The sequence below is a fragment of the Planococcus circulans genome (assembly GCF_020023385.1).
Lineage (GTDB): Bacteria > Bacillota > Bacilli > Bacillales_A > Planococcaceae > Planococcus.
Window position 1 is genome coordinate 761,037 of record NZ_JAIQCL010000001.1, and the last position, 23,093, is coordinate 784,129.

Sequence of the window (23,093 nt, forward strand, 5' to 3'; positions counted from 1 at the left end):
TCACAACTCTATTAAAAATCATACTCCGCTTCTTTTTCTGCACGGATCTTCGTGAAAGTTTCCGTCAACACCACCGTGTCTTCCGCCAGACGTTCCAGGCGGAACAGCACATCGTGGTTGATGATTTCCTTTTGATGGAAATCCACTTCTTCAATAAACACAAAAGTTTGGACCATCTGCGCTTTCATATACGCGAGGATCGGCTTCAACTGCGTGTCCACCACTAAATAATGCTTGGCGGACCCTGCCGTCACCAGCATACTGACGACTTTGTCGCGGAACGCATTGACCGGCAGCAGATCAAAGATATTCTTTAAGGCAGCCGGAATCGATGCCTGAAAAATCGGCGTGCCGATGACGATGGCGTCCGCTTCCATGAGGGTCTTCGTCACGTAGCCCGTGTCGCCCGTGTAATCCAAGTAATTGCGGCCGTCGCTGAACTCCATCTGGTAATCAGCCAAATCGATCGACGTCGTTTCCACTTCCGGATATTTTTCGGCCATGACCTTGAGCGTTGCGTCAATGGCGATTCTTGTTTTTGAACCGATTTGGGAACCGGATAAACCAACAATCTTCATTCCAATTCCTCCTTATTTCTTAGCTGTGTATTTTTTGATCGCCGGCAAAATTTCCGTACCGATCAACTCCAGGTTTTTCTTGATATTGTCCATCGGCATGCCGCCAAAATCGATTTGGGCGATATAACGCTGATGCCCGAACACTTCATGCTGATGCAGGATTTTCTCGATGATCTGTTGCGGGCTGCCGATGTTCATGATGTTGTGCGGATCCACGCCCTGCGCGAAAAGCTGCTTCGGAAACCCGCCGCCATTGGTGCGCTTCATGCCTTCATTGATATGAGGGTATAGCTCTTTCAGTGCCTGTTGGGAATTCTCAGCTGCGTAGAAAAAGCCTGCAGTTGCGATCGGCAACTGGGCAGGATCATGTCCGCCTGCACGCGCTGCTTCACGGTAACTGTCCACCGTCCGTTTAAACTGGGAAGTGGCACCACCTAAGTGAGCCATGAACATTGGCACACCTGCGTATCCCGCTTTCATCGCACTCGCAGGCGTACCGCCCACTGCCCGCCAAATCGGCATCGAGCCGTTGACCGGACGCGGGAGGACTTGCGCATTGCGCAGAGGCGCACGGAATTCGCCGCTCCAATTAACGATTTCGTTGTCATTGATCAGACGCAGCAGCTCGAACTTCTCTTCAAATAATTCTTCGTAATTATGGAGATCGTACCCAAGCAAGTCGAAAAGTCCGACACGGGAAGCGCGCCCTGCCACAATTTCCGCGCGTCCATCAGAAATCAAATCAAGCGTCGCGAAGTTTTCATAGACCCGAACCGGATCGGATGTGCTGATGATGGTAGAAGAGCTGGCGATTTTAATCTTCTTCGTCGCCTGCGCAATCGCCGAAAGCACCACGGCGTGCGCTTGCGTCGCAAAGTATTCCTGATGGCTTTCGCCCACACTGAAAAAGTCCACACCTGCCTGCTCTGCAAGCACCGCGTAATCGATGATGTCATGAATCCGCTCCTGCACCGAAATCCGTTCGCCTGTCGCAGGGTTCGGAAGATGATCGCCTAGTGTATAGATGCCAAACTCGATGCCATTGTCTGGATTGATCCGATATTTTTCCATAAAGTAAATCCACCTTTCTTTTTCTCCCGCAGTTGCGGGAAGCGGGGAACAAAAACCCCCACGCTTTGAAGTCTCTACTCCCAGTATAAGCAACTATCTCCCCTATTATAAGTACGCACTTTAAAGTGGCATAGTATACAAAAAGATACTATAAAAACCCAAAAAAGGCATCTCTGGGGATCGAGATGAATTGTGTGAGAATTGTGTGGGTGCCTGGCACGCACACAATTCTCACACAATTCTCAGAAGTTTTATACATTACATAAATGGGTATATCAGGAAAAAACAAGACAATTTACGTGAAGGGGTGATGGGTTGAAAAAGTTAATGATGGGCATTGTATTGGTTTTGCTTATCGGCGTGGCGGGATCTCCTGCAGCGGCGGCAACGGATTTAACGAAAGGCCATGGTTTTTATGAGGAAATTTCATACTTAATGGAACAAGAAATTTTGAACGGCTATCCCGATGGCACGGTCCGTCCGGATGCGATTGTGACACGCGGAGAAGCGGCGATCATGATCGGACACATGGAGGATCTGGATGGCACGCAGCGCGATACCCCATTTTCAGATGTGAAGAAAGGCCAAAAAGCGAGCGGCTTCATAGCGGAAGCTCAGGAAGCCGGTTACATCAACGGCTATCCCGATGGCACCTTCCGTCCGGACGCTCCGATTACGCGCGGCGATATGGCGATCATTTTAGCCCAGGTGTTCCCGACACCATTCTCAGTGACCGCTGACTTTACGGATGTGTCGCCGAACATGAAGGCTTATGAAGCGATTTCGGAAATCCTGTCAGTCAACATCACCATCGGTTATTCAGATCATACGTTCCAGCCAACCGCGCATGTGACGCGCGGACAATTTTCCGCATTCCTGGCACGCGGGCTCGAACCCGAGTTCAAGAACGATGCACGGATTCCCCACTCGTACATGAAAGATAAGACGAAAACCTATACGTATAACACCGGTACGCACGGCATCGAAACGCATACCTACCAATATACAAAAAGTCCGGCTGATGAACCGATCGGCTTTAGCTGGGCACGCCATGTGCCGGCGATCAATGAAACTTACATCTATGGAGAAGTGGAAACCAGAAAAAATCTGATCCATGCGTATCCCGTGGTCGATCGATTCGACCCGCCGCTGCTCGCTTATCCGATTAAAGTCGGCACCACCCACAGCATCTATCCATCCGCTGAGGGCCAGCCGCTCACTCCAAGCGACGTCACGCATACCATCACAGCTGTTGGCGTAACGGTGGAAACGCCTTACCGCACCTTCACCAACGCCGTCGAAGTGACGGTGGAGTTCGGTTATAAAGAATACTTTGTCGAAGGCTTCGCCAAGGTTAAAACCGTAAATGACAATGGAACGGTTTTTGAATTGATTGATGTGGAATAAATGAAGGATACGCTTATCTATACCAACCTTTCCAGAACACCCGGCTCTTAAAAGCCGGGTGTTCTTTTGTTGCGCCGGTTTTCACCCGAAATTAGAACGTGCTTCACATGATCACCCTTCTTCCCTACATACTCAACAACGCTACCAGACTTCAGCAAACAAGGAGCTCGGTAACCTGTCTTGCAATCTTTCTGAAGAAGCCGACGGATATAAAAGGTGTCAGATTTCTAACGCACCCCTAAATGTTGGAAGCACTACCTGGCTTCTTCAGCATCAACGTCAAAGGAGAGAGAATCATGAAGAAGAAAATTTTGATTTATGGGGTAGGGCCATTTGGGAGTTTGTTTGCCGAACGCCTTGCAGAAGCTGGCCACTCTGTTTTCCTGCTCGATCATGGTGAACGGCAGTAGGAGCTGAAAACCTATGGGGTTGTCATTGAAAACACGGAAACTGGAAAACAAACGGTTACTCGCCTTCCCGTTGTCGACCGTTTGTCAGAAGATGATTACTACGATTTGGCCATTGTGCCGATGCGCAAAAATCGGGTTGCTGACATTTTGCCCGCACTCGCGGCCAACAAAAAGATTCCAACCTACCTATTCATGATGAACAACGCGGCAGGACAGCAGGCATTCATCGACGCCGTCGGCAAAGAGCGGGTGATGGCCGGTTTTCCGCTTCCCGGCGGCTTCAAGAAAGGACGAGTCATGTACATGATGCCGGTGGAAGAAACGAAACCGGTGGCGCTGCCGATGGGTGAAGTGGATGGACCTGTAACGGCCAGAACCCACGACGTGGCAGGAGTGCTGAATTCGATGCGCGGCTACCGGGCGGAAATCCGCAAAGACATGGACGATTGGCTGAAGACACATGTAGCCCTGCTCGTTCCAACGCTGGCACCGGCTGTTTACGCATGCAACATTGATCAGCAACATTTCGCCGCCACACGGGACGCCCACGTGCTGATAAAGCGCGCACTTCATGAAGCGCTGCAGGCAACCCGAAATGCGGGCATACGCATTACACCTCCAGCTCTTAGCGCCATCGACCGGATTCCAGAACCGGTTTTTGTACGGCTGCTTTCCAAATTCGCCAGGACTCCCACATTTGAAAATGTCCTGGGGCATCTAAACACGGCAGTGGATGAAATCGAGCATTTGACCGATGAATTCTATGCCATGATCCAATCTGGTGACACGTCGACGCCGACCATCGACCAACTGACGCCTTATAACTAAGGCCGAAAAGAACCCTTGCCTTTCGGCGCGAAAGAAATTCCGCTTCGGTGGGGAGGAGTGATCGGTCCCGCTATCGCAATCGCAGCAGCCGCTGTCTTCGTGAAGAGGATGAAAAAGCAACAGCAACACAATCGCCAGGGGCAGTGCTAAGCCGCACGACTTCATCGACTGAAGGGGATGGAGATGGACAGCGTAACGAAAAAAACCACCATTTATTACAGTGGCGCCATTCTGTTTTCTTGGAGTTTCTGGATTGGAACTATTGTTTATTCCCAACTGACGGGTGTGGACATTTTGTACAATGAAGGCTTTTATGACGTGTTGACAACAGGTGCGGGAAACCTGCAGCAATTGCTCGTGTTCCTCCTATTTACCGCGGCCGCCTATGGTCCGCTGTTCGGGGTAGTTGTTGTCGCGATGCTGGTGAAAAACCATACAGGAGACATCACTGGGCAACCTAAAGAAAAGATCCACCAACCAAAAGTCAGCCGTTGGGCGTTGTTCATTTTTCTCTACCCCATCGTCCTGTTTTCAGCCGCGCTCTTGGTGACGTGGATTGCCACAGGATTCAGCGCAACTTTCACTTGGCCGGCACTTCCTTTGTGGTTTATCCCTGTTTTCTTTTTGTTTCAATGCCTGACCAGCGGAGTGGAGGAATTCGGGTGGCGGGGCTATTTGCAGCCCCTGCTGCAAACCCGTATGACAGCTGAAAAAGCCTGTTTCCGCGTCGGCCTGTTGTGGAGCATTTGGCATTACCCCATAATTGTGTACATGAATATTCCGCAAGGAACTTTCGTGATCCTGCTGACGCTTTTCGGTTTCACCATGCTGACCATTCCGCAGGCATACGTCATCGGCTGGCTTTACAACAGCACCCGAAACGTCTGGCTGTGCGTTGTCCTTCATGCCTGGGCCAATACGGCATCTGCCTATTTGCTCGCTGCTTCACCGGCGCCGATGCTGACGCCGATCGCTGTGGCAATTGGCGCATGGCTGGTGGCCAATTATTTGGTGAAGAAATACGGCAAGGAAACCTTGAGTACGCAAACAGGTTGACGGAATAAAAGAAATCGGATCTAAAACAAAAAAGCATCAGCTCCATTCACCCAGGAGCCTGATGCTTTTCCACTGTCCTCTTCCATACTCAAGTGTAAATCGCCCACTCTCACCCCTCAAAATTCTTTTCGAATCTCCAGGCATCCTGACACATCGCCAGAACGTCGCGTGTGGCCGTCCAATCCAATTCCCGCTTGGCTTTCGACACATCTGCGTAGCATAGCGCAATGTCTCCCGGCCTCCGTTCGATCACCTCATAAGGGATCTCAATGCCACTTGCTTCTTCAAAAGCTTTCACCAACTCCATCACACTCGTCCCTTTGCCCGTCCCCAAATTATAGACATGAGCGCCTGCCGAGAGATTTTCCAAGGCCGCGATGTGGCCATCAGCCAAGTCCATCACGTGAATATAATCACGCACCCCTGTACCGTCCGCAGTCGAATAATCATTGCCGAAAACTTTCAATTCCTTCAGTTTCCCTTTTGCCACTTGCGTAATATAAGGCATGAGATTGGATGGCGTCCCGGTAGGAGCTTCACCGATCCATCCGCTCTCGTGTGCGCCTACCGGATTAAAGTACCTCAAGAGGGAGACAGAGAAATTCGGATTGATTTTCGCAACATCCGTCAAAATCCGCTCACTCATCGCTTTCGTCTCTCCGTATGGATTCGCCGTCACCAACCGATCCATCGTTTCCATAAACGGCACCGAATCGGGATCCCCATACACCGTCGCCGATGAGCTGAAGACGAACTTTTTCACATCGTGGCGGAGGCAGGAGCGAACAAGCACCAGGGTACTGACCACATTGTTGTAATAATAGTCGAGTGGCCGTTGGATGGATTCCCCCACCGCCTTAAGCCCAGCAAAATGAATGACGGCATCAATCTTATGCTGAATAAAAATCGCTTCAACCGCTTGCGCATCCGTTACATCGACCTCATAAAGAGTCACGTCTTTGCCCGCAATCCGCCGAATGCTTTCAACCGTCTCACGCTTGCTGTTACAGAAATTATCCGCAATAATCACCGAATGTCCGGCTTCAAGCAAAGCAATGGAAGTATGAGAACCGATATAGCCGGCTCCGCCTGTTACCAGTATATCCATCAGATTTTCACCCCTTCTCAGGTTCAGTAATTCTGTTTAGTATGCATAAAGTTTACCATTTTCCATCCCAGTTACTTAACCAATTTTCAGCTTACTAAAGACCGGTAAATCCAGTCCATGCAAATCCCCTAAAGAAACGGATCGGCTTACTAGCTATTTTGTACACTAAGAATATGGATCTTCGTATCAATAAAACATAGCACCTTCAGCTATAATGGAAAACGTTAAGCACTAGATTTCCGAGACGACTGGAGGGACCTTCTTAATGAATAGAAACCGATTGGAGATGCGACTGTGAGCTATGTACCGATCTTTCACTTGACCGTGCCCGCTGTATGGGTTGCTGTCCTGTTGGGAGCCTTAGCGGCAAGCCTGATCATGCGAATTGTACTGGGAGATAAACCCGGCGAATGGTACGGGAATGCCGTGATGCTGTACATCCTCGTCTGGAAGTTCAGCTACATTCTTTTTAATTTCGACTATTTTCTCGATATGCCCTTATCCATTCTATATTTTAATGGCGGTTTATACGGACATCTGCTCGGTATCGCGTTCGTCACCGGTTATCTGGTTTTGGCACAGAAAAAGCATCCCGACCTAACGAGGCAAGCACCTGTTTCCTGGCTCCTGTTTTTCCTGTCGTATCAAATCCTCCTGCAAAGCCTTGAAAACAATTGGGTGGAAGCCACACTTCACAGCTTGCTGATTGTGGTGAGCATCCTGGCAATCCGGCTGCTTGCCAAACGCGCTGATGTGCCGACCGGGTTATTGCTGGTCTTGCTGTTCGCATTGGAGCTGCTGATTTCAAGCCTATCCGCCCCGCTCCTGTCGTGGCAAAATGCCACAGTCCTTCTGCTGGCTGCCGTCACCATCGCCATGTCTAACCGTTTAGAAAGGAAAAGACAAACCTTATGATCAAAATTTCCGGTGCGCCTTTCGTATAATCCTCGATGCGAACAGATGGTGCCCCTTGCACAGCCAGGTCTTTTGTACATGCGTATTACAACAGCTTTCTCTGCAAACTTAGCAGCCTAACGATAGTCATCCCCTCTCTCCGAAGGGCAATCCAGCAAAAAAGCCCCGAACTCCCCTTCCTGGGAATCCAAGGCTTTTGACGCGAAGCTTACTTATGTTACGAATCGTAACCCGCGCTCGCTGCTTTTTTCGCTTTGTTTCGTTTTTTCTCTTTTTGGTCTTTTATGTAATACTGATCCGACGTGAAAAACTCGGTAGTCAAAGCTTTTACTTTTTTGCTCAACAGCAAGATGGCGATGACGTTCGGAATGAGGATAGCTGCCAGCATGATATCGAGGAATCCCCAAATCACTTCTGCTGCTCCGACCGCGCCCAGAACAACCGCAAGGATATACACCACTTGCATGCCGTAAGACGCTTTCGTGCCAAACAGGAACTCAGCCTGCTTGGCGCCGTAGAAAATAACAACCAAAATCGTGGAGAGGACAAAGAAAATCAATGAAATGGTCACGAGAACTGCACCAAATTGGCCGAAATAAGATTCAAATGCCAGGCTCGTCAAAGCAGAGGAATTCTCCATGGCCCCATCTTCCGTCCAAACACCCGAAGACAAAATAACAAAAGCTGTTGCCGTGCAGACAATCAGTGTATCGACGACCACGCCAATGACTGCCCAGAACCCCTGGCGAACAGGATGATCTGTCATGGCAGCTGCATGGGCAATCGGGGCTGTACCGAGTCCAGCTTCGTTTGAATACAGACCGCGGGCAAATCCCCACCGGATCACTTCCACAATCGCTGCCCCGGCAAAACCGCCCATCACAGGAGCAGGCGAAAAGGCATTGCTGAAAATCAGCATAAAGAATTCGGGCACGGCACGGACATTCAGCAACAAAATCACGATCGCGCCACCGACATAAATCAATGCCATAAAGGGAACGAAAATTTCTGTGACCTTGCCAATTCGCTTGATGCCACCGAAAACAACGATGGAGACAAGGAAAGCGGTCGCAATCCCCGTCCACAACAACGGAATGTTGAAGGTCGCTTCTACGGTCGTCGCGATGGAATTCCCTTGGACCATGATGCTTGGGATCAACTCAATCATCAAGGCAAATGAAAACCAAATGCCCAGCCACTTCATGTTCAAGCCTTTCGTCATGTAGTACATGGGACCACCGACAAACTCGCCCCTGCTATTTTTCTCGCGGTACTCAACCGCAAGTACGCTTTCAGCGAATTTGAGCGCCATGCCGATCAGCGCAATGACCCACATCCAAAAAATCGCTCCCGGCCCACCGAACATAATCGCCGCCGGCACACCGACAATGTTCGCTGCTCCGATGGTGGAAGACAAAGCAGACGTCAGCGCCTGAAACGGAGTGACGGTCCCTTCGCCTTTCGGTTTTTTAAATACGCTGCCGAACGTCTGTCCGACAATATAGCCAAAATAACGAAATTGAAAAAATCCAAGTTTAACGGTCATATAAAGACCCGATACCAGCAGCATGGTGATGAGCGGAATCCCCCATAACCAAGCTGAAAAATCAGCAACACCCTGCAAAAAACGTTCCACCTGTGTTCCTCCTATGTTATCTCAAGATATCAATTAATTCCCTAGTTCCATTAATTTCAAACGGAATTTAAGAAACTTATTAAAGTAAATAGGAGAAATTCTTACCGAGGAATGCTTCCGAGGTCGCACACCGGATAAATATTTTAGAATATTACGATAATTATTTTATGAAAAGTGAAGGTTTCTATCTTCATCTGTTGTTTAACTGGGAAACCGTATACCTGAGCTCCCCATAATCATAATCCTCATACTCGGTCGAGCCAAAGAAAGGTCCCACCATCCTCAGTATGAGTTTCGAAGATGGTAGCCAATTCCATAAGTTCAACAAGCTTTTCAAGCGGTACCGGCTATTCTTTCCATTCTTCGATGCCTCCCTGAATTTATTAGATTTTCATATGTGCGATTCTTCATTTGAACTGAATTAACTATAAGATAAGGAAGAATTATTTATAGTTAAAACATTGCTTTATACCTATTTAATGTTCATACTAAAAAAGACTTATCTATCATATTTATAAAAGTACACGGGACTGTACGCCATTTTATTCATTACATAGTGAACAAAGGAACAAATAATCACCCACATAGCAAATAGAATAGGAGTGAATCAATTATGAAGAAGACGAGTAAGCTGATGATAAAAGGGTTTCTGGCAGCTGTATTGCTGGTCAGCCTGACAGTAGGAAATGCAGGAAACGCAGATGCATCACAAGCCTACCCAGACGTACCAAAGACACACAAATCAGAGCCGAACATTAACTTTCTGACACGGCACGGCATCATTTCGGGATTCACGGATAACACATTCAGACCTGAAACACCTGTAACACGCGCAGAAGCATCCCGCATTATCGTTGGCGGCGCTGACGCATTGGGCATCAAATACCCTGCGAAAAACAAACGACCTATGATTAAGTTTACTGACCTCAAAACCGAGCATTGGTACAGCAAGCCTATCCAAAGCATGTATGAAAACCGCCTCATCAATGGGTTCCCGAACAAATCGTTCCGTCCAGGCGATACAGTCACCAAAGCACAACTTGCTCGAATGATCTCAGATGCTTTCCAGATGGAAAATGCCACTAATGTAAAACTCAAATACACTGATGTGAAGATCAACGGATGGTACGAACAAGCCGTCAAGAACTTGTTCGCGGCTGGCGTCATCACAGACCAAGGCACGCAATTCAAACCGAATCACAAGATGACTCGCGCCGAAGTATCCGACTATATTGCAGAAGCCATGCTTGATAACGGCGCAATCATGGACGACCGAGACGAAGAAATTGTCCCATGGGACGGAAGTCTTCCCAACTGATAAGTCACATCTACACAATCTATACTCTTCGTCAGGTGATAGCGGATTCCCCTTTATAAGCTAGACTAAAGAGTACAATTTATTACAATAAAGATAGACCAATTCCCCCTACAAATAGGAAGGTAACATCTTTGAAGAAGACGAGTACACTGAAGACGAAAGCATTTCCGGCAACTGGTTTGCTTGTTAATATATACGCATACAGCTTCTCGGCCGCCGGTACATATAAAGATGTATACGCAACGCATAAAGCCGAAGACTCGATCAAGTACCTGACAGAACGCGAAATCATCACGGAATTCACAGCGAAATCCTTCCGTTCGGACGATGCTGTAACGAAAGCACAGTTGTCGAAAAAGCCATGACTTTCTATATGGCGCATAAGGAACCAGGTGACGATGCACCAATTGATGACAGTGGTGAAGAGATCGTTCCACGGGATAGCACACTGCCCTTCTAAATAGCCCTGCGAGCCATACCTTTGGGTGTGGCTTTTCTTCATCCCGTTTTTCCATTTGAAAAAAAGAGGAGCGATAATGGAGTCCATACGTATACTGGAAATTGCAAGCACTGCCATGAAGGAGCGTCGAAATTCCAAGTCGACTCTGCCAGATGTTTTCTTGAAAACTTTAGAAGTGAGGATATGACTAATGTAGCACTTCTCCTAAACATGCCAAAACCGCATCTACTTTGGATAAACTTACAAAATATCAAAAAGCAAAAGTTTTCACTTTTATACAAGATGTAATTGATTCTTCCAATAGAAAATGCATAATGGTATTAATACTTATTTATCATTAATAATAATTAAATGATATACATAATTTTTCAATTTAGTACATACACGTGATTAAACTACCAAAAAGTATCTGAGTCTATGCAATATAGGAGGAGGGATTAATATGTTAAGCTCATTGCTTCACTTTGTGCGCATTTTGAGTGGTTTCAGAATGCGTTAAATTTCGTGGCATGATTAGAAAAATCTATACCCCTTTCCTCTCTTCAAAAAGAGGAAGGGGGTATAGATTTAAACTTGCATATTCAAGTCTTGGCGCTTCGAATGGGATGGCCATGCTTTCCCCCTCCAATTCCACACCACCAAGATTTTTTCGTCATCGGTTACGAGCATTTCAACTAAACCACTCTCCTGAAAAAACGGTTTATTTCGTCGTTTTTTTAGTTAACTAAAGAAAACTTCTTACTCTATCCCAAAGCCATACCTCGAATCGGACAACAACTGTTTTTTTTTTCAGAAACGCCAGCTCTTCGCTTTTTTTAACGAAACAACTTCACCAGTTCCTCAAACCTGCCTACCGAATAATCATACCCACTAACTTCCCCAAAGCCATAAGCTGCATACACAAAAGGAATTTCTGCGAATTTCGCAGCTTTGTGATCCCCTTCCGTATCGCCGATATATATCGGACGTTCCAAACCGTTTCTTTCCATAATCAGTTTTATGTTCTCACCTTTGCTAAGGCCGGTTCTTCCAGGATTTTCGAAATCGAGGAAGTATTTGTTCAATTTATGATAGGCATAAAAACTCTCGATATACCCTTCCTGACAGTTACTGACGATGTACAAATTGTATTTCTTATTCAATCCTTTTAATACTTCTTCAACCCCCTCATATAATTGACCGCCCCGGATGCTTAAGTACTCGCATTCAACTTTTGAAAACTGCTTCAACAAAGCTTGCTGTTCTTCTCCTGACAAGTCCGGAAATAATGTTTGTCCGATTTCCTTTTGCTGGAGACCCATGACCCCTCTCACGTCTTCTTTCGTTAATTCCTTCTGAACTTTCTCCGACTTTAATACACTATTCCACGCTTCTCCGACGACAGCCGTAGAATCCCAAAGCGTTCCATCCAAATCAAAAATAATGCTATCCATGGATTCACCTTATCCTTTCCAACCAATTAGCTACCTTCTATTATATATAGAAAAGAGGAGCATTTAAAAGCTGCTCCTCTTTCATCCATGCCTTTGATTTTCTTGCTTATTTTTCTATCCCAACGGTCTCTCTTACCTTCAAACCTCTTCAACGATTATTCTAGAGACGCAATTTCATGAGGAAACCTTGAGTGTATAAATGGACTGATAGGGTTATAAGAAACATGGCCTTTATACAGAAAGGTATTGGACTTCGCGATTAGATTCGAGAAGAATTACAGAAACAAAAAAGCGGCTCGCCGAATCGATTTGATTCGATGAGTCGCTTTTTATTTTTAGGCTGGTACAGCTTCTCCATTGAATAATAAACTTAAAAATTAAACGTTTCAGGATCGGCGCCGCTCCGGCTATTAATATTCAATCCATTGATTTCTTGCATATCTTCTTCCGTTAATGAAAAATCAAAGATATCAGCATTCTCAACGATCCGGTGTTCTTTTATCGATTTTGGAATTGTTATTACATTGTTTTGTATATCCCATCGCAAAATAATTTGAGCTGGTGTTTTTTGATGTTTTTCGGCAAGTTTCTGAATAACTGGATCGGTTAATAATTCACCTTTTTTTAATGGTGACCATGCTTCCATTTGTATTCCTTCACGAACACAAAATTCCCGCAACTCTACTTGCGTCAAATGAGGATGATACTCTACTTGGTTAATAACGGGTTTCACTTTTCCTTCATTTAGGATATCCTCCAAATGATGAATATTAAAGTTGCTGACCCCAATCGCTCTCACTTTCCCGTCATGGTAAAGTTTTTCTAATGCTTTCCATGTATCTGTATACTTTCCTCTAACCGGCCAATGGATAAGATATAAATCCAGATACTCCAAGCCTAGTTTTTCCAGGCTTATTTCAAACGCATTTAATGTATTTTCATAGCCATGATCACCGTTCCATACTTTCGTTGTGACAAATAGCTCTTCTCGAGGTATACCTGATTCTTTGATTCCAAGTCCTACTCCTGCTTCATTATCATAAAAAGAAGCTGTATCAATACTCCGGTAGCCATTTTTTATAGCGTCTTTAACCGCCTGAGTTACTACATTTCCATCCTCTACTTTAAATACTCCTAGACCCATGACAGGCATTTTAACACCATTATTAAGAGTAACTGTATCCTGTAAGCTGCTATACATCATTTTTCCTCCATCCGTATGATCGTTACTTTACTTTTCTACCATATCCTTTAATTCTTTAACTAAATTTGGCGGTATTTGCCCTGTTACTCCTGCTACTAAATTTTTTGCTGCAGTCATAGCCATTTTAAATCTGGTTTCTTCTGTAGCAGAACCCATATGTGGCATCGTCACCACATTATCCATTTTTAATAGCGGATTGTCTTTGTGGACTGGTTCAGTTTCATAAACATCAAGGCCAGCACCTTTGATAGTCCCATTTTGAAGCGCTTTGATCAACTCGGCTTCTCTGACAATTTTCCCTCTCGATCCATTGAAAAAGAAAGCAGTCGGTTTCATCAAATTGAATTCTCTTTCCCCGATTGACCCTTCTGTATCTTTAGTTAAAGGAAGCATGACTAAAACAAAATCGGCTGTTCTTAACAAATCATCCATTTCAGTATAGATAGCCCCATACTTCTCTTCTGCTTCTATATTTCTTGAGCGATTATTGTAAAGGACTTTCATGTCGAAACCTAAAGCTGCTCTTTTCGCAATTTTTTCGCCAATTTTCCCCATTCCTAAAATACCAAGTGTAGCGTGATGCACATCTTGACCCAAGAAATCTTCATCATCCAATCGGGACCAACTGCCATCTTTGACATACTGATTCAGCCTGCCCAATTTTCTCGCTGCCATCAGGATTAAGCCCATGGCTAAATCTGCGACACTATCGTCTAAAACGTAAGGTGTATTAGTGCCTAGTACGTTTCTTTCTTTCATAAGTTCGTAATCGAAGTTCTCATAGCCAGTAGCTACATTGCTGAGAATTTTTAATTCGGGTGCTTGGTTCAAAAACTCTTCTGATACTTTCCATTTAGAAATCATCAACCCGTCGACATCAGCTATTTCTTTATAAAGAACATCTTGCGGAATCGGTTCTTTTTTGTCCCAAATCTTATAATCACATGATTCCGCAATGTATTCTTCAACTTCTTTCGGGATCGGTTTTGCTATAAATACTTTCGGCTTCATTCTGTTACCTCCTACCACTCTGCAATACTGCCATCTTTATGGCGCCAAACCGGATTCTTCCAGTTGTGTCCTAACTTGCTTTGTTGTCTGACATAATCTTCATTTATTTCAATTCCAAGTCCTGGACCTTGTGGAATTTTTACATAGCCCTCAGTATATTCGAAAACTGATGGGTCTTTAATATAATCCAAGAGATCATTCCCTTGATTATAGTGAATACCCAAACTTTGTTCTTGTATAAAAGCGTTATGAGCGGTGGCATCCACTTGTAGGCAAGCTGCCAATGCAATCGGGCCCAGCGGACAATGTGGTGCAAGCGCAACATCAAAGGCTTCTGCCATCGTAGCTATCTTTTTACATTCCGTAATCCCGCCTGCATGCGATACATCAGGCTGGATAATATCTACATAACCTTCTGTAAGAATTTGTTTGAAATCCCAGCGTGAGAACATCCGCTCACCTGTAGCGATCGGAATCGTGGTATGTTTGGCAATTTCCTTTAAAGCCTCATTATTTTCTGCAAGTACCGGTTCCTCGATAAACATCGGACGGAATTGCTCAAGCTCTTTTGCTAAAATTTTGGCCATTGGTTTATGCACACGCCCATGGAAGTCGATTCCAATGCCAATATAAGGTCCTACTGATTCTCGTACTGCTGCAACTCGTTCAAGAGTCTGATCAATTTTTTCATAAGAATCAATGTATTGAAGTTCTTCTGTACCATTCATTTTGATAGCAGTGAATCCAGCATCCACTACTTTTTTAGCAGCCATACCTACTTCAGCGGGCCGATCTCCACCAATCCATGAATAGACTTTGATGGAATCACGGCAAGCTCCACCTAAAAGTTGGTATACAGGTGTATCGAAGTACTTTCCTTTAATATCCCATAAGGCTTGGTCAATTCCGGCAATTGCACTCATTAATATGGGGCCGCCGCGATAAAATCCAGAACGGTACAGCATATTCCAATGATCTTCGATTCTTAGAGGGTCTTTTCCGATCAAATATTCCATTAGTTCGTTAACACACGCTTTTACTGTTGAAGCCCGTCCTTCGATAACAGGTTCTCCCCAACCAATAATCCCTTCGTCTGTCTCAATCTTTAAGAATAACCAACGCGGCGGAACTTGAAAAAGCTCATAGCTGATAATTTTCATTTATACGTCACCTTCTACTTTCGGTTTTTTCACTTTTTTTGTAAGAAGTGGTGAGAACAGAGTGAGAACTGCCAACACTAATAGCACTACTGTAATCGGCCGAGTAAAGAAAATGTCAAAATTTCCTTGTGACATCACCAATGCTCGTCTAAAATTACTTTCCATCAATGGTCCCAAGATAATGCCAAGTATAATAGGAGAAGCCGGGAAGCCATACCGCATTAAGAAATAGCCAACAATTCCGGCAATCAACATAACAAGTACATCAAAATAATTGTTTCCTAATGAATAAGATCCTACAACACAAAAAACTAGAATAATCGGTGTTAATACGGTAGTCGGCACCAACAGGATTTTGGTGAAAAGCCGAATCCCAAACAGTCCAACAATCAAAATCATAAAGTTAGCAACAAGCATCCCGACGAATAAGGTGTAAACAATTGGTCCGTTATTCTCGAAAAGCATCGGTCCAGGTTGAATACCCTGTACCATTAATGCCCCTAAGAGAACCGCAGTAACAGCATCACCAGGAATCCCCAATGTCAACAAAGGAATCATTGCTCCTCCAGTGACGCCGTTATTTGCTGCTTCAGGAGCAGCGATGCCTTTCATTTCTCCTTTGCCAAAGTCTTCCTTGTTTTTCGAGAAACGTTTTGCTTCGTTATACGCTACAAATGCGGCAATGTCTCCGCCAGCCCCGGGAATCATTCCGATAAAGGTACCGATTGCACCTGACCGTAGGATTGTACCAATAAGGATTTTGAATTCAATCCACTTTAATTTCACCTTCTCTACAACGATTGTTAACTTTCTTGTAGAGAAGATATTTCCCATCGCACGAAAAGCCTCTGATGCAGCGAATAACCCGATCATTACAGGAATTAAGTTGATGCCACTCGAAAGATTAGTATTATCAAACGTGAAACGCGGGAAACCGCCAATCGGATCAATTCCGACAGTTGCTATCAATAACCCAATAAAACCGGCAATCAGACCCTTTACCATAGACTTCCCTGCAATACTGGAAATAATGGATATCCCGAAAACCGCAAGTGCAAATGTTTCTGGCGCACTGAATTTCAGTGCAAAAACAGCCAATTGAGGTGCAATCAAGATTAAGACAATAACACTAAAGATACCGCCTATCGATGAAGAAATGGTGGAAACAGTCAAAGCCTTATGCGCCAATCCTTTCTTTGACAGCGCATATCCATCGATTGCAGTTGCTGCTGAAGCCGGAGTTCCTGGAGTATTGATCAAGATTGCCGTAAGTGAACCACCATAAACCGCACCAAAATATACACCAATCAACAGGAGAATCCCTGTTACAGGCTCCATTCCGAAAGTAACTGGCAAAATCAATGCGACACCCATTGTAGCGGTAAGGCCTGGAAGCGATCCAATCGTAATGCCAGCGATAATACCCATCAAGAGAATGAACAATACACTTATTTGAAATACTCCCGTTAAGCCTTCTAATAATAATTCCAAACTATTCACCCCTAATCATGAAAACAACGTACCCATAGGTATGGATACTTTCAGTAAAATCTGGAAGAAAACATAGATGAAGAGACTTGTTCCCACCGGTATAGCAATAAGAAGAATCTTATTCTTAACCTTAGAAAACAGTAATAAACCCAATACCAACAAAAATGTCGATATATAAAAACCAATATACGGAATCACAATCACATACAAGATGACGAAAAACATAGCACCTATTGAATATTTCATGGTATTTTCTTGCTCATCAGCCTCTTCTTTATCACGATAAGTTTGAATGAGAAGAATACATCCTAAAAGGATCAACATAATGCAATAAACGCGAGGCATAAAATCAGCGCCGATCAATTGACTATCCAATTGGGGAAAGTCAAAAGTTTGCGAATAAAAAAATCCGGCAATAATAATTATGATTAATCCACTAATATAATTTGGTTTCTTCATGCATTTCACTCCTTAAAGAAGAGGCCTGACAAATGCCAAGCCCCTTTCATGACACTCATCTGGGTTAACTGTTTTTGAATTGTACCTGCTGTCATTTCTTAATTAACTCCTAATTCCCCAATGATTTCACCAAAGTCTTCTTCATTTTGTTTCATGTATTCTTCAAATTCTTCAGAACTTTTCAGTTCAACACCTAAACCGTTCGTTTCCATAAATCCCTGGAAATCTTCATCTTGCGCAGCTTCCATGAAACCTTCTTCAAGAGTTGCTACAACCTCATCCGGAGTATCTTTCGGCACAGTCAATCCTCTCCAAGTACCGATAGGGTTGTTCTCCACTCCAGCCTCTTCAAAAGTTGGAACATCCGGAATGATATCTGATCGGTTATCAGACATGACAGCTAAGGTTTTTACATTTCCCGCCTCTAGCTGCGTTTTAACTTCTGCAGGACTAACTGTAACTGCATCGATATGTCCGCCTACTAAAGCTGTAACAGCAGGGGCAGCGCCTTCATGAGGAACATGGTTCAATTCAATGTCTGCTGCTTTTTCAAGGCTTGCTGCTGCAATGTGCCAGATCGATCCTGTTCCTGAGTTACCGACACTGACTTCGCCCGGATTCTCTTTGGCATATGCAACGAATTCTTCGAGTGTATCGTATGGAGCATCTGCCGCTACTGTCAAAGCAGCTGGGTCAAAGTTAATCATGCCAACTGGCTTGAACTGATCATAAGTAAGAGGAGATAAGCCTAAATGTTTGAACATCGTCAACTCTACGAAAACCATCGAAACTGTATAACCATCAGGTTCAGCATTTGCTCCTTCGGACATCCCGACTGACCCGCTTCCGCCTGTCTTATTCGAGACACTGATAGATTGTCCAAAAACATCTTCTGCTTCATTTGCCAAAGCGCGCGCTGTTGCGTCTGTTCCGCCGCCTGCAGCAGATGGAACGATAATTTCAATCGATTTTTCCGGAAAATTGGAGTCTCCTTCAGAACTTGCACCAGATCCTTCTTCTCCGCAACCTCCAAGTGTTAATGCCAATGCTGATAATGTAGCTGCCCATAGAAATTTTTTCATACTAGAACCCCCTGTTTTTTAGTAATCGCTTACATTCAACTGATTGTCTGCCAGATAAATCGATGCAACTTCCTGTGCTCCAAAAACCATGGAAGCTGCAACTTGTTGGTCACTGGCTTCAATAATCCGCCAGCCGTTGCCTAGATACTTTAATAAATGCACAAATGCTTTTCTTAATGGATCCGATCCCCCAACGATGACCCAATCAACCTGATTGTGTTCCGTTGTCTGCATCAATGCTTGAATATCGTCACAGATAACCGCTCCTACAAAATAATTTGCCCTTTGGTTATCATCCAGCTCTGAAAACATTTGCAATAAGCGAATATGATAAAAACTTCTTGTAAAGCCATGCTTCTTTGAAGCTTCATAACCTTTTTCCAACATTTCCACATCAATTGTTTCGACAAGCTCTGGAGATAGAGATTTGGATAAGATAGTCTCTTTTTGTATAGCGTGAAGTATCTCCCCCCCTAAAGTGGAAAGGCAAGCCTGCAAGTTCTTTTGTCCATCGACTGCTACATATTTCGTATGAGAACCTGGAAGAACCATAATGCCATTTCCTTCAACATCAATTTGCTTTAACAAGCCAATCGTTTCCACCTCTTCCCCTCGCATCACATCAAATTCATTAATCGATTCGAGTGGATTGCTAAAGTTCAAGGTGTTATTCTTCATCCCTGGAACAAAAATACACGGAATAAGAAGAAATTCCTCAAGCTCAATGACTAATGAATTTTGCGCAAAATCCCCGAATCCCGCAGGACTTGTAATATGTGGAACTTCATGCACCCCCAAATCCGAAGTAATCATTCCGGAAGCAACTAGATAGCTGATGTCTTTTGCAGTCAATGAATTTTTTTCGAGAATCTCTTCTAGAGCTTGTTTCAAACTTTTCTTCAGCTGTTCGTTATGGCCGTCTATTGCTGTATTCCTAACACCCACATTGATTTTCAACTGATCGATTACTTTGCTTTCGTTTCCATTTACCAGACGGAGCCTAGAGTTCGTTGTACCTGAATCTATTAAAATCGTCTTCATCCAATCCACCACTTTTTTATAAATTCTTAGATAAATTATATCGATTGACTAATTCGACAAAATCTCTAGCACGTTTTTCTATCTCTCCAAACTCGCCTTGTTTCACCAATTTGTTATCAACCAAAGAGCTGCCGATTCCTAAAGCAGAACTTCCTGCTTTCAAAAATTCCTCTGCGTTAGTTAGGGAAATGCCTCCTACAGCCATAATATCGATTTGGGATAACGGTCCTTTAAGATCAGAGATGTATTTAGAGCCAACTGACCTAGCTGGAAAAATTTTAATCATTCGTGCACCATATTCATAAGCTGCTAAAGCTTCAGTAGGTGTCAAAACACCCGGCACCACAAAAGTATTGTAACGATTAGCCATAGTAATTGTGCTTTCTTTTAAAGTTGGTGCCAAGAGGAACGATGCTCCAGCCAATATTGACTGTCGTGCACTTTCCGGATCCAATACCGTTCCTGCCCCGATGATGAGGTCCGGGTACTTATTTTGAAGAGAAGATATCCCCTCCAAGGCACCAGGAGTGTTCAATGTTATTTCAACGATACGGATACCGCCTTTGTATAAACTTTCAACCGTTTGTTCTAATTCATCGATGGAATCTGTTCGTATGATTGCAACAATTTTATGCTTATTCACTTGTTCAATAACATGAAGCATTTAACCCCTCCTTTTAGTTCCTTATTAAGGAACGCCGTTTCTTTTAGTGGTTATTTTTTAGTCGTTCCTTTATAAGGAACGACGTTTTGTTTACCACTCTTTTTTAAAGTATATTTAATTAGGAAAGCGCTGTCAATGAATTTTTTGAATTTTCTTTACGTCCCAATAAGTTGGAAAGTTCATTGGAGGCCTCCAGAACCTCTTTCGCCATCATTTCTAGCTTTTCTTCAGTTACTCTCATAATAGGTCCTGCTACACTAATTCCTGCAATAACTTCATGGTGATGGTTAAAAATTGGTGCTGCAGCACATTTAATTCCACTTTCATGTTCTTCATCGTCAATCGAATACCCTCTTTTGCGAATAAGTTGAATGTTTTCCCACATTGCTTCTTTCGTCGTCAGAGTTTTTTCGGTGTATTTTTTAAGCCCTGTTTCCGCGATGATCTCTTCAATTTTTTCATCTGGCAAGAAAGCAAATATGGATTTACCGATTCCAGTACAATGTAGTGCCGCTCTTTTTCCAACATTCGAAAACATACGGATTGTCGCGTTACTTTCCAGTTTGTCAATATAGACTATTTCATGCTTGTCCATAATCGCTAAATGAGCAGTCTCTCCTGTAATTTCCGTTAATCGATGCAAATAAGGTGAAGCAATTTTTCTAATATCCAAATTATCTGAGACTACTTGACCGACTTCAATAAATTTTAAACCGAGCATATATTTTTCAGTTTGAATGTCCTGCTGGACAAATCCTTTATTATATAGCGACATTAACAGGCGGTGTGCTGTACTTTTTGATACGTCCAATCGATTCGACAATTCCGTAACTCCCAACCCTTGCGGAATTTGCTGCAAAATTTCTATGATGTGCAAAGCTCGGTCAACCGATTGAACGGTAATGGCCTCTTTTTTCATATTTTTTCCTCCTAGCAATAAAGCAAGTTCTCCTTTAAAGAGTTTCTATTTAAATACTATAGGAAATGCTCTCTGTTTCATACAATTAACTGGTTTACATCTCTTCCGCCAATAATTTTTTTAAAAACTCTTTAGCAACTCGCTCCGTATAATGTGCATCTTCGTTTTCATTTGTCCGGACTTCCACTGATATCCGGAACGATTTCCCCGTAAATATCCCCAACGATTCAGCTTTTTTCACAATGCCTACAGCCTTTGGATAGGTTAGGAACCCTGGCTCGCCTAAAGGAATATGATAATCTCCATAAATTGGATGGCGGTTATCCAATACGGCATTTGATAAATGCAGCTGGCTTATAAGGGAAGAAGCGATTTCCAAAGCCTCTTCCATCTGCTCTCCATTTAAAGCAGCATGGGCAGTATCGAAAGCAAACCCAATGTTCGGATGAGATTCCTTGACTTCTGATAGGATACTGGCTGTTTCAGCGCTTGGTCCTAAAAACATCTTTTTATGGACATGGCGATCCAATGGTTCCACGATTACTTCCAATCCGCATGCTCTTGCTTCAGTACAGATTTCCTTCAGACTTTGGACAAGACTTTCTGCAGCTTTTTCACGCTGGCCTTCTCCTGGATCTGGGCCTGTAATTAATGCGATGGTCGATGCTCCAGTTTCTTTAGCCAGTGCAATATTTTTAATGATTTCTGAAACTGCATACTGCCTTGATTTCTGGTTTACAGCTGATAGATCTAACCCTTTTTCCGTAATAACAGCCGTCATCCATTGAGTCACAATTAATCCAGCAGAAGAAGTAATTTCGCTAATTTTTTGTCGATTGGCTTTATCATGGATACCGGCAATTTCGATGCCTTTATAAAAGCCTTCTTCTGCAATTCCCTCGATTTTCGATACAAAAAAGCTTTCATTTTCGATGAAAGGGCGATAAATCTCCGGCATTAGGATAGTTGGTAGAAAGGTCAATTGTTTAGCCAAATTTTTGGCCTCCTTGACTAATCGGTTTTAAATTTGAGTCTACATACTTACTGATATCCAGTATGGCTTGTGTTGGATTAGCAGTGGATTCTTCTGTTTCTTCTTCCACCATAATCCAGCCGTTGTATCCTGAATTCATCAACAATCGGATGATTTCTGGGAAGTCAATATCGCCGGTGCCCATCTTTTTCCACTCATAGTCGTTGGAAGCATCTTTAAAATGAACATGCTTAATGTATGGCATATATTTCTTGAAAATCTTCAGTACATCCATTCCTCCAAAAGCGATGTGCCCTGCATCAGGCGTATAACTTATATAATTGAAGTCTAAGCCATTGAATAAAACTTCATAGTCTTCTTCAAGACGGAACACGGATCCTGCTGGTGAATTCGGATGGAATGAGCAAAGGACACCTTGAGCAGCCGCTCTTTCAGCCAATTGATTGGCACACTTGATAATGTTGTGCTGACGGTTTTCAAGATCTACCCGCTGGTTTCCAGTTCTCGGCGCAACATTCAATAAAGCATCTGGAAAATGTTTTACATAGTCGATATAATAGTCTGCAAATGCTTTTTCTTCTGCCGTTTCTTCAGAATTCAGCCAACTGAACGGAATCGTCAATGCAGCCAACTGCAGATTGCGCTGGTCTAATTCACGTTTCAAGGCCAGTGGATCTTCTTTAAATCTTCCTAGTAAAGACACTTGTATGTCTACACCTCGAAAGCCAGTACGTTCTACCGTATCGGCAATCTGTGGAAAATAATCTGATTCTTTATCGTAATCCAATTCCCAGGTCGAGCCGTGACACCCATATTTAATATCCATATCCCTGCCTCCTTAGCAAACT

General features: G+C 43.9%; 23 protein-coding genes. 7 read left to right on the plus strand and 16 right to left on the minus strand.

Annotated elements, in window-relative coordinates; translation table 11 throughout:
- Positions 1 to 11 precede the first annotated feature (11 nt).
- Together K8U60_RS03730 and K8U60_RS03735 are read right to left on the minus strand one after the other, a co-directional pair.
- The gene (locus K8U60_RS03730) at positions 12 to 578 is read right to left on the minus strand and encodes an NADPH-dependent FMN reductase (RefSeq protein WP_223634579.1); all 567 of its coding nucleotides are present in this window, start codon (positions 576 to 578) and stop codon (positions 12 to 14) included.
- 12 nt (positions 579 to 590) lie between these two features.
- Positions 591 to 1,649 carry an LLM class flavin-dependent oxidoreductase gene (locus tag K8U60_RS03735; RefSeq protein WP_223634582.1) on the minus strand — a complete coding sequence of 353 codons (1,059 nt, stop codon included), beginning with the start codon at positions 1,647 to 1,649 and terminating at the stop codon, positions 591 to 593.
- A 315-nt stretch (positions 1,650 to 1,964) separates the two neighbouring features.
- On the opposite strand from K8U60_RS03735, the gene K8U60_RS03740 reads away from it, so the two are divergent.
- The 4 genes from K8U60_RS03740 to K8U60_RS03750 all read left to right on the plus strand — a co-directional run bounded on the left by K8U60_RS03740 (position 1,965) and on the right by K8U60_RS03750 (position 5,350).
- The gene (locus K8U60_RS03740) at positions 1,965 to 3,056 is read left to right on the plus strand and encodes an S-layer homology domain-containing protein (protein WP_223634585.1); all 1,092 of its coding nucleotides are present in this window, start codon (positions 1,965 to 1,967) and stop codon (positions 3,054 to 3,056) included.
- A 296-nt stretch (positions 3,057 to 3,352) separates the two neighbouring features.
- The gene (locus K8U60_RS19140; protein WP_411730342.1) at positions 3,353 to 3,466 is read left to right on the plus strand and encodes a 2-dehydropantoate 2-reductase N-terminal domain-containing protein; all 114 of its coding nucleotides are present in this window, start codon (positions 3,353 to 3,355) and stop codon (positions 3,464 to 3,466) included.
- An 81-nt stretch (positions 3,467 to 3,547) separates the two neighbouring features.
- A complete protein-coding gene (locus tag K8U60_RS03745; RefSeq protein ID WP_223634590.1) occupies positions 3,548 to 4,294 on the plus strand; it encodes a ketopantoate reductase family protein in 747 nt (248 codons plus the stop codon).
- A gap of 183 nt (positions 4,295 to 4,477) precedes the next feature.
- Positions 4,478 to 5,350: a CPBP family intramembrane glutamic endopeptidase gene (locus tag K8U60_RS03750; protein WP_223634593.1), complete on the plus strand. Its 873-nt coding sequence runs from the start codon at positions 4,478 to 4,480 to the stop codon at positions 5,348 to 5,350.
- Positions 5,351 to 5,459: 109 nt separating this feature from the next.
- On the opposite strand, the gene galE is transcribed toward K8U60_RS03750, so the two are convergent.
- Positions 5,460 to 6,458 (minus strand): UDP-glucose 4-epimerase GalE, encoded by a 999-nt coding sequence (gene galE, locus K8U60_RS03755; RefSeq protein ID WP_223634596.1) that lies wholly within the window; start codon positions 6,456 to 6,458, stop codon positions 5,460 to 5,462.
- A gap of 294 nt (positions 6,459 to 6,752) precedes the next feature.
- Here galE and K8U60_RS03760 point away from each other — a divergent pair, with 294 nt between their 5' ends.
- Positions 6,753 to 7,373, plus strand: coding sequence for a hypothetical protein (locus K8U60_RS03760; RefSeq protein ID WP_223634599.1), 621 nt, complete (start codon positions 6,753 to 6,755; stop codon positions 7,371 to 7,373).
- A 217-nt stretch (positions 7,374 to 7,590) separates the two neighbouring features.
- Here the strand turns inward: K8U60_RS03760 and K8U60_RS03765 are convergent, their stop codons facing one another.
- On the minus strand, positions 7,591 to 9,009 hold the full coding sequence (locus K8U60_RS03765; RefSeq protein WP_223634602.1) for an alanine/glycine:cation symporter family protein: 1,419 nt from the start codon (positions 9,007 to 9,009) through the stop codon (positions 7,591 to 7,593).
- 613 nt (positions 9,010 to 9,622) lie between these two features.
- Between K8U60_RS03765 and K8U60_RS03770 the strand changes: the two genes are divergently transcribed.
- Both K8U60_RS03770 and K8U60_RS03775 read left to right on the plus strand, forming a co-directional pair.
- Complete coding sequence (locus tag K8U60_RS03770) at positions 9,623 to 10,327, plus strand: S-layer homology domain-containing protein (protein ID WP_223634604.1); 705 nt, start codon at positions 9,623 to 9,625, stop codon at positions 10,325 to 10,327.
- 131 nt (positions 10,328 to 10,458) lie between these two features.
- Positions 10,459 to 10,692: an S-layer homology domain-containing protein gene (locus tag K8U60_RS03775; protein WP_223634606.1), complete on the plus strand. Its 234-nt coding sequence runs from the start codon at positions 10,459 to 10,461 to the stop codon at positions 10,690 to 10,692.
- A gap of 910 nt (positions 10,693 to 11,602) precedes the next feature.
- On the opposite strand, the gene K8U60_RS03780 is transcribed toward K8U60_RS03775, so the two are convergent.
- The 12 genes from K8U60_RS03780 to K8U60_RS03835 all read right to left on the minus strand — a co-directional run bounded on the left by K8U60_RS03780 (position 11,603) and on the right by K8U60_RS03835 (position 23,071).
- Positions 11,603 to 12,220, minus strand: a complete 618-nt coding sequence (locus K8U60_RS03780; protein WP_223634608.1) for an HAD family hydrolase — start codon at positions 12,218 to 12,220, stop codon at positions 11,603 to 11,605.
- 370 nt (positions 12,221 to 12,590) lie between these two features.
- Positions 12,591 to 13,421, minus strand: coding sequence for an aldo/keto reductase (locus tag K8U60_RS03785; RefSeq protein ID WP_223634610.1), 831 nt, complete (start codon positions 13,419 to 13,421; stop codon positions 12,591 to 12,593).
- Between the two features lie 30 nt (positions 13,422 to 13,451).
- Positions 13,452 to 14,435 (minus strand): 2-hydroxyacid dehydrogenase, encoded by a 984-nt coding sequence (locus K8U60_RS03790; RefSeq protein ID WP_223634612.1) that lies wholly within the window; start codon positions 14,433 to 14,435, stop codon positions 13,452 to 13,454.
- Between the two features lie 11 nt (positions 14,436 to 14,446).
- The gene (gene dgoD, locus K8U60_RS03795) at positions 14,447 to 15,595 is read right to left on the minus strand and encodes a galactonate dehydratase (RefSeq protein WP_223634614.1); all 1,149 of its coding nucleotides are present in this window, start codon (positions 15,593 to 15,595) and stop codon (positions 14,447 to 14,449) included.
- Positions 15,596 to 17,086, minus strand: a complete 1,491-nt coding sequence (locus K8U60_RS03800) for a tripartite tricarboxylate transporter permease (RefSeq protein ID WP_223634616.1) — start codon at positions 17,084 to 17,086, stop codon at positions 15,596 to 15,598. It abuts the gene before it with no gap.
- Positions 17,087 to 17,101: 15 nt separating this feature from the next.
- Positions 17,102 to 17,545, minus strand: coding sequence for a tripartite tricarboxylate transporter TctB family protein (locus K8U60_RS03805; protein WP_223634619.1), 444 nt, complete (start codon positions 17,543 to 17,545; stop codon positions 17,102 to 17,104).
- 98 nt (positions 17,546 to 17,643) lie between these two features.
- Positions 17,644 to 18,627, minus strand: a complete 984-nt coding sequence (locus K8U60_RS03810) for a Bug family tripartite tricarboxylate transporter substrate binding protein (RefSeq protein ID WP_223634622.1) — start codon at positions 18,625 to 18,627, stop codon at positions 17,644 to 17,646.
- A gap of 18 nt (positions 18,628 to 18,645) precedes the next feature.
- A complete protein-coding gene (locus K8U60_RS03815; protein WP_223634626.1) occupies positions 18,646 to 19,668 on the minus strand; it encodes a 2-dehydro-3-deoxygalactonokinase in 1,023 nt (340 codons plus the stop codon).
- Positions 19,669 to 19,684: 16 nt separating this feature from the next.
- Positions 19,685 to 20,332, minus strand: a complete 648-nt coding sequence (locus tag K8U60_RS03820) for a bifunctional 4-hydroxy-2-oxoglutarate aldolase/2-dehydro-3-deoxy-phosphogluconate aldolase (protein ID WP_223634629.1) — start codon at positions 20,330 to 20,332, stop codon at positions 19,685 to 19,687.
- Positions 20,333 to 20,450: 118 nt separating this feature from the next.
- Entirely contained in the window at positions 20,451 to 21,251 is an 801-nt protein-coding gene (locus K8U60_RS03825) for an IclR family transcriptional regulator (protein WP_223634633.1), read from the minus strand.
- A gap of 94 nt (positions 21,252 to 21,345) precedes the next feature.
- Positions 21,346 to 22,245: a sugar phosphate isomerase/epimerase family protein gene (locus K8U60_RS03830; RefSeq protein WP_223634635.1), complete on the minus strand. Its 900-nt coding sequence runs from the start codon at positions 22,243 to 22,245 to the stop codon at positions 21,346 to 21,348.
- A complete protein-coding gene (locus tag K8U60_RS03835; protein WP_223634637.1) occupies positions 22,238 to 23,071 on the minus strand; it encodes a sugar phosphate isomerase/epimerase family protein in 834 nt (277 codons plus the stop codon). Before K8U60_RS03835 ends, K8U60_RS03830 begins: the two co-directional genes overlap by 8 nt.
- Positions 23,072 to 23,093: the final 22 nt, after the last annotated feature.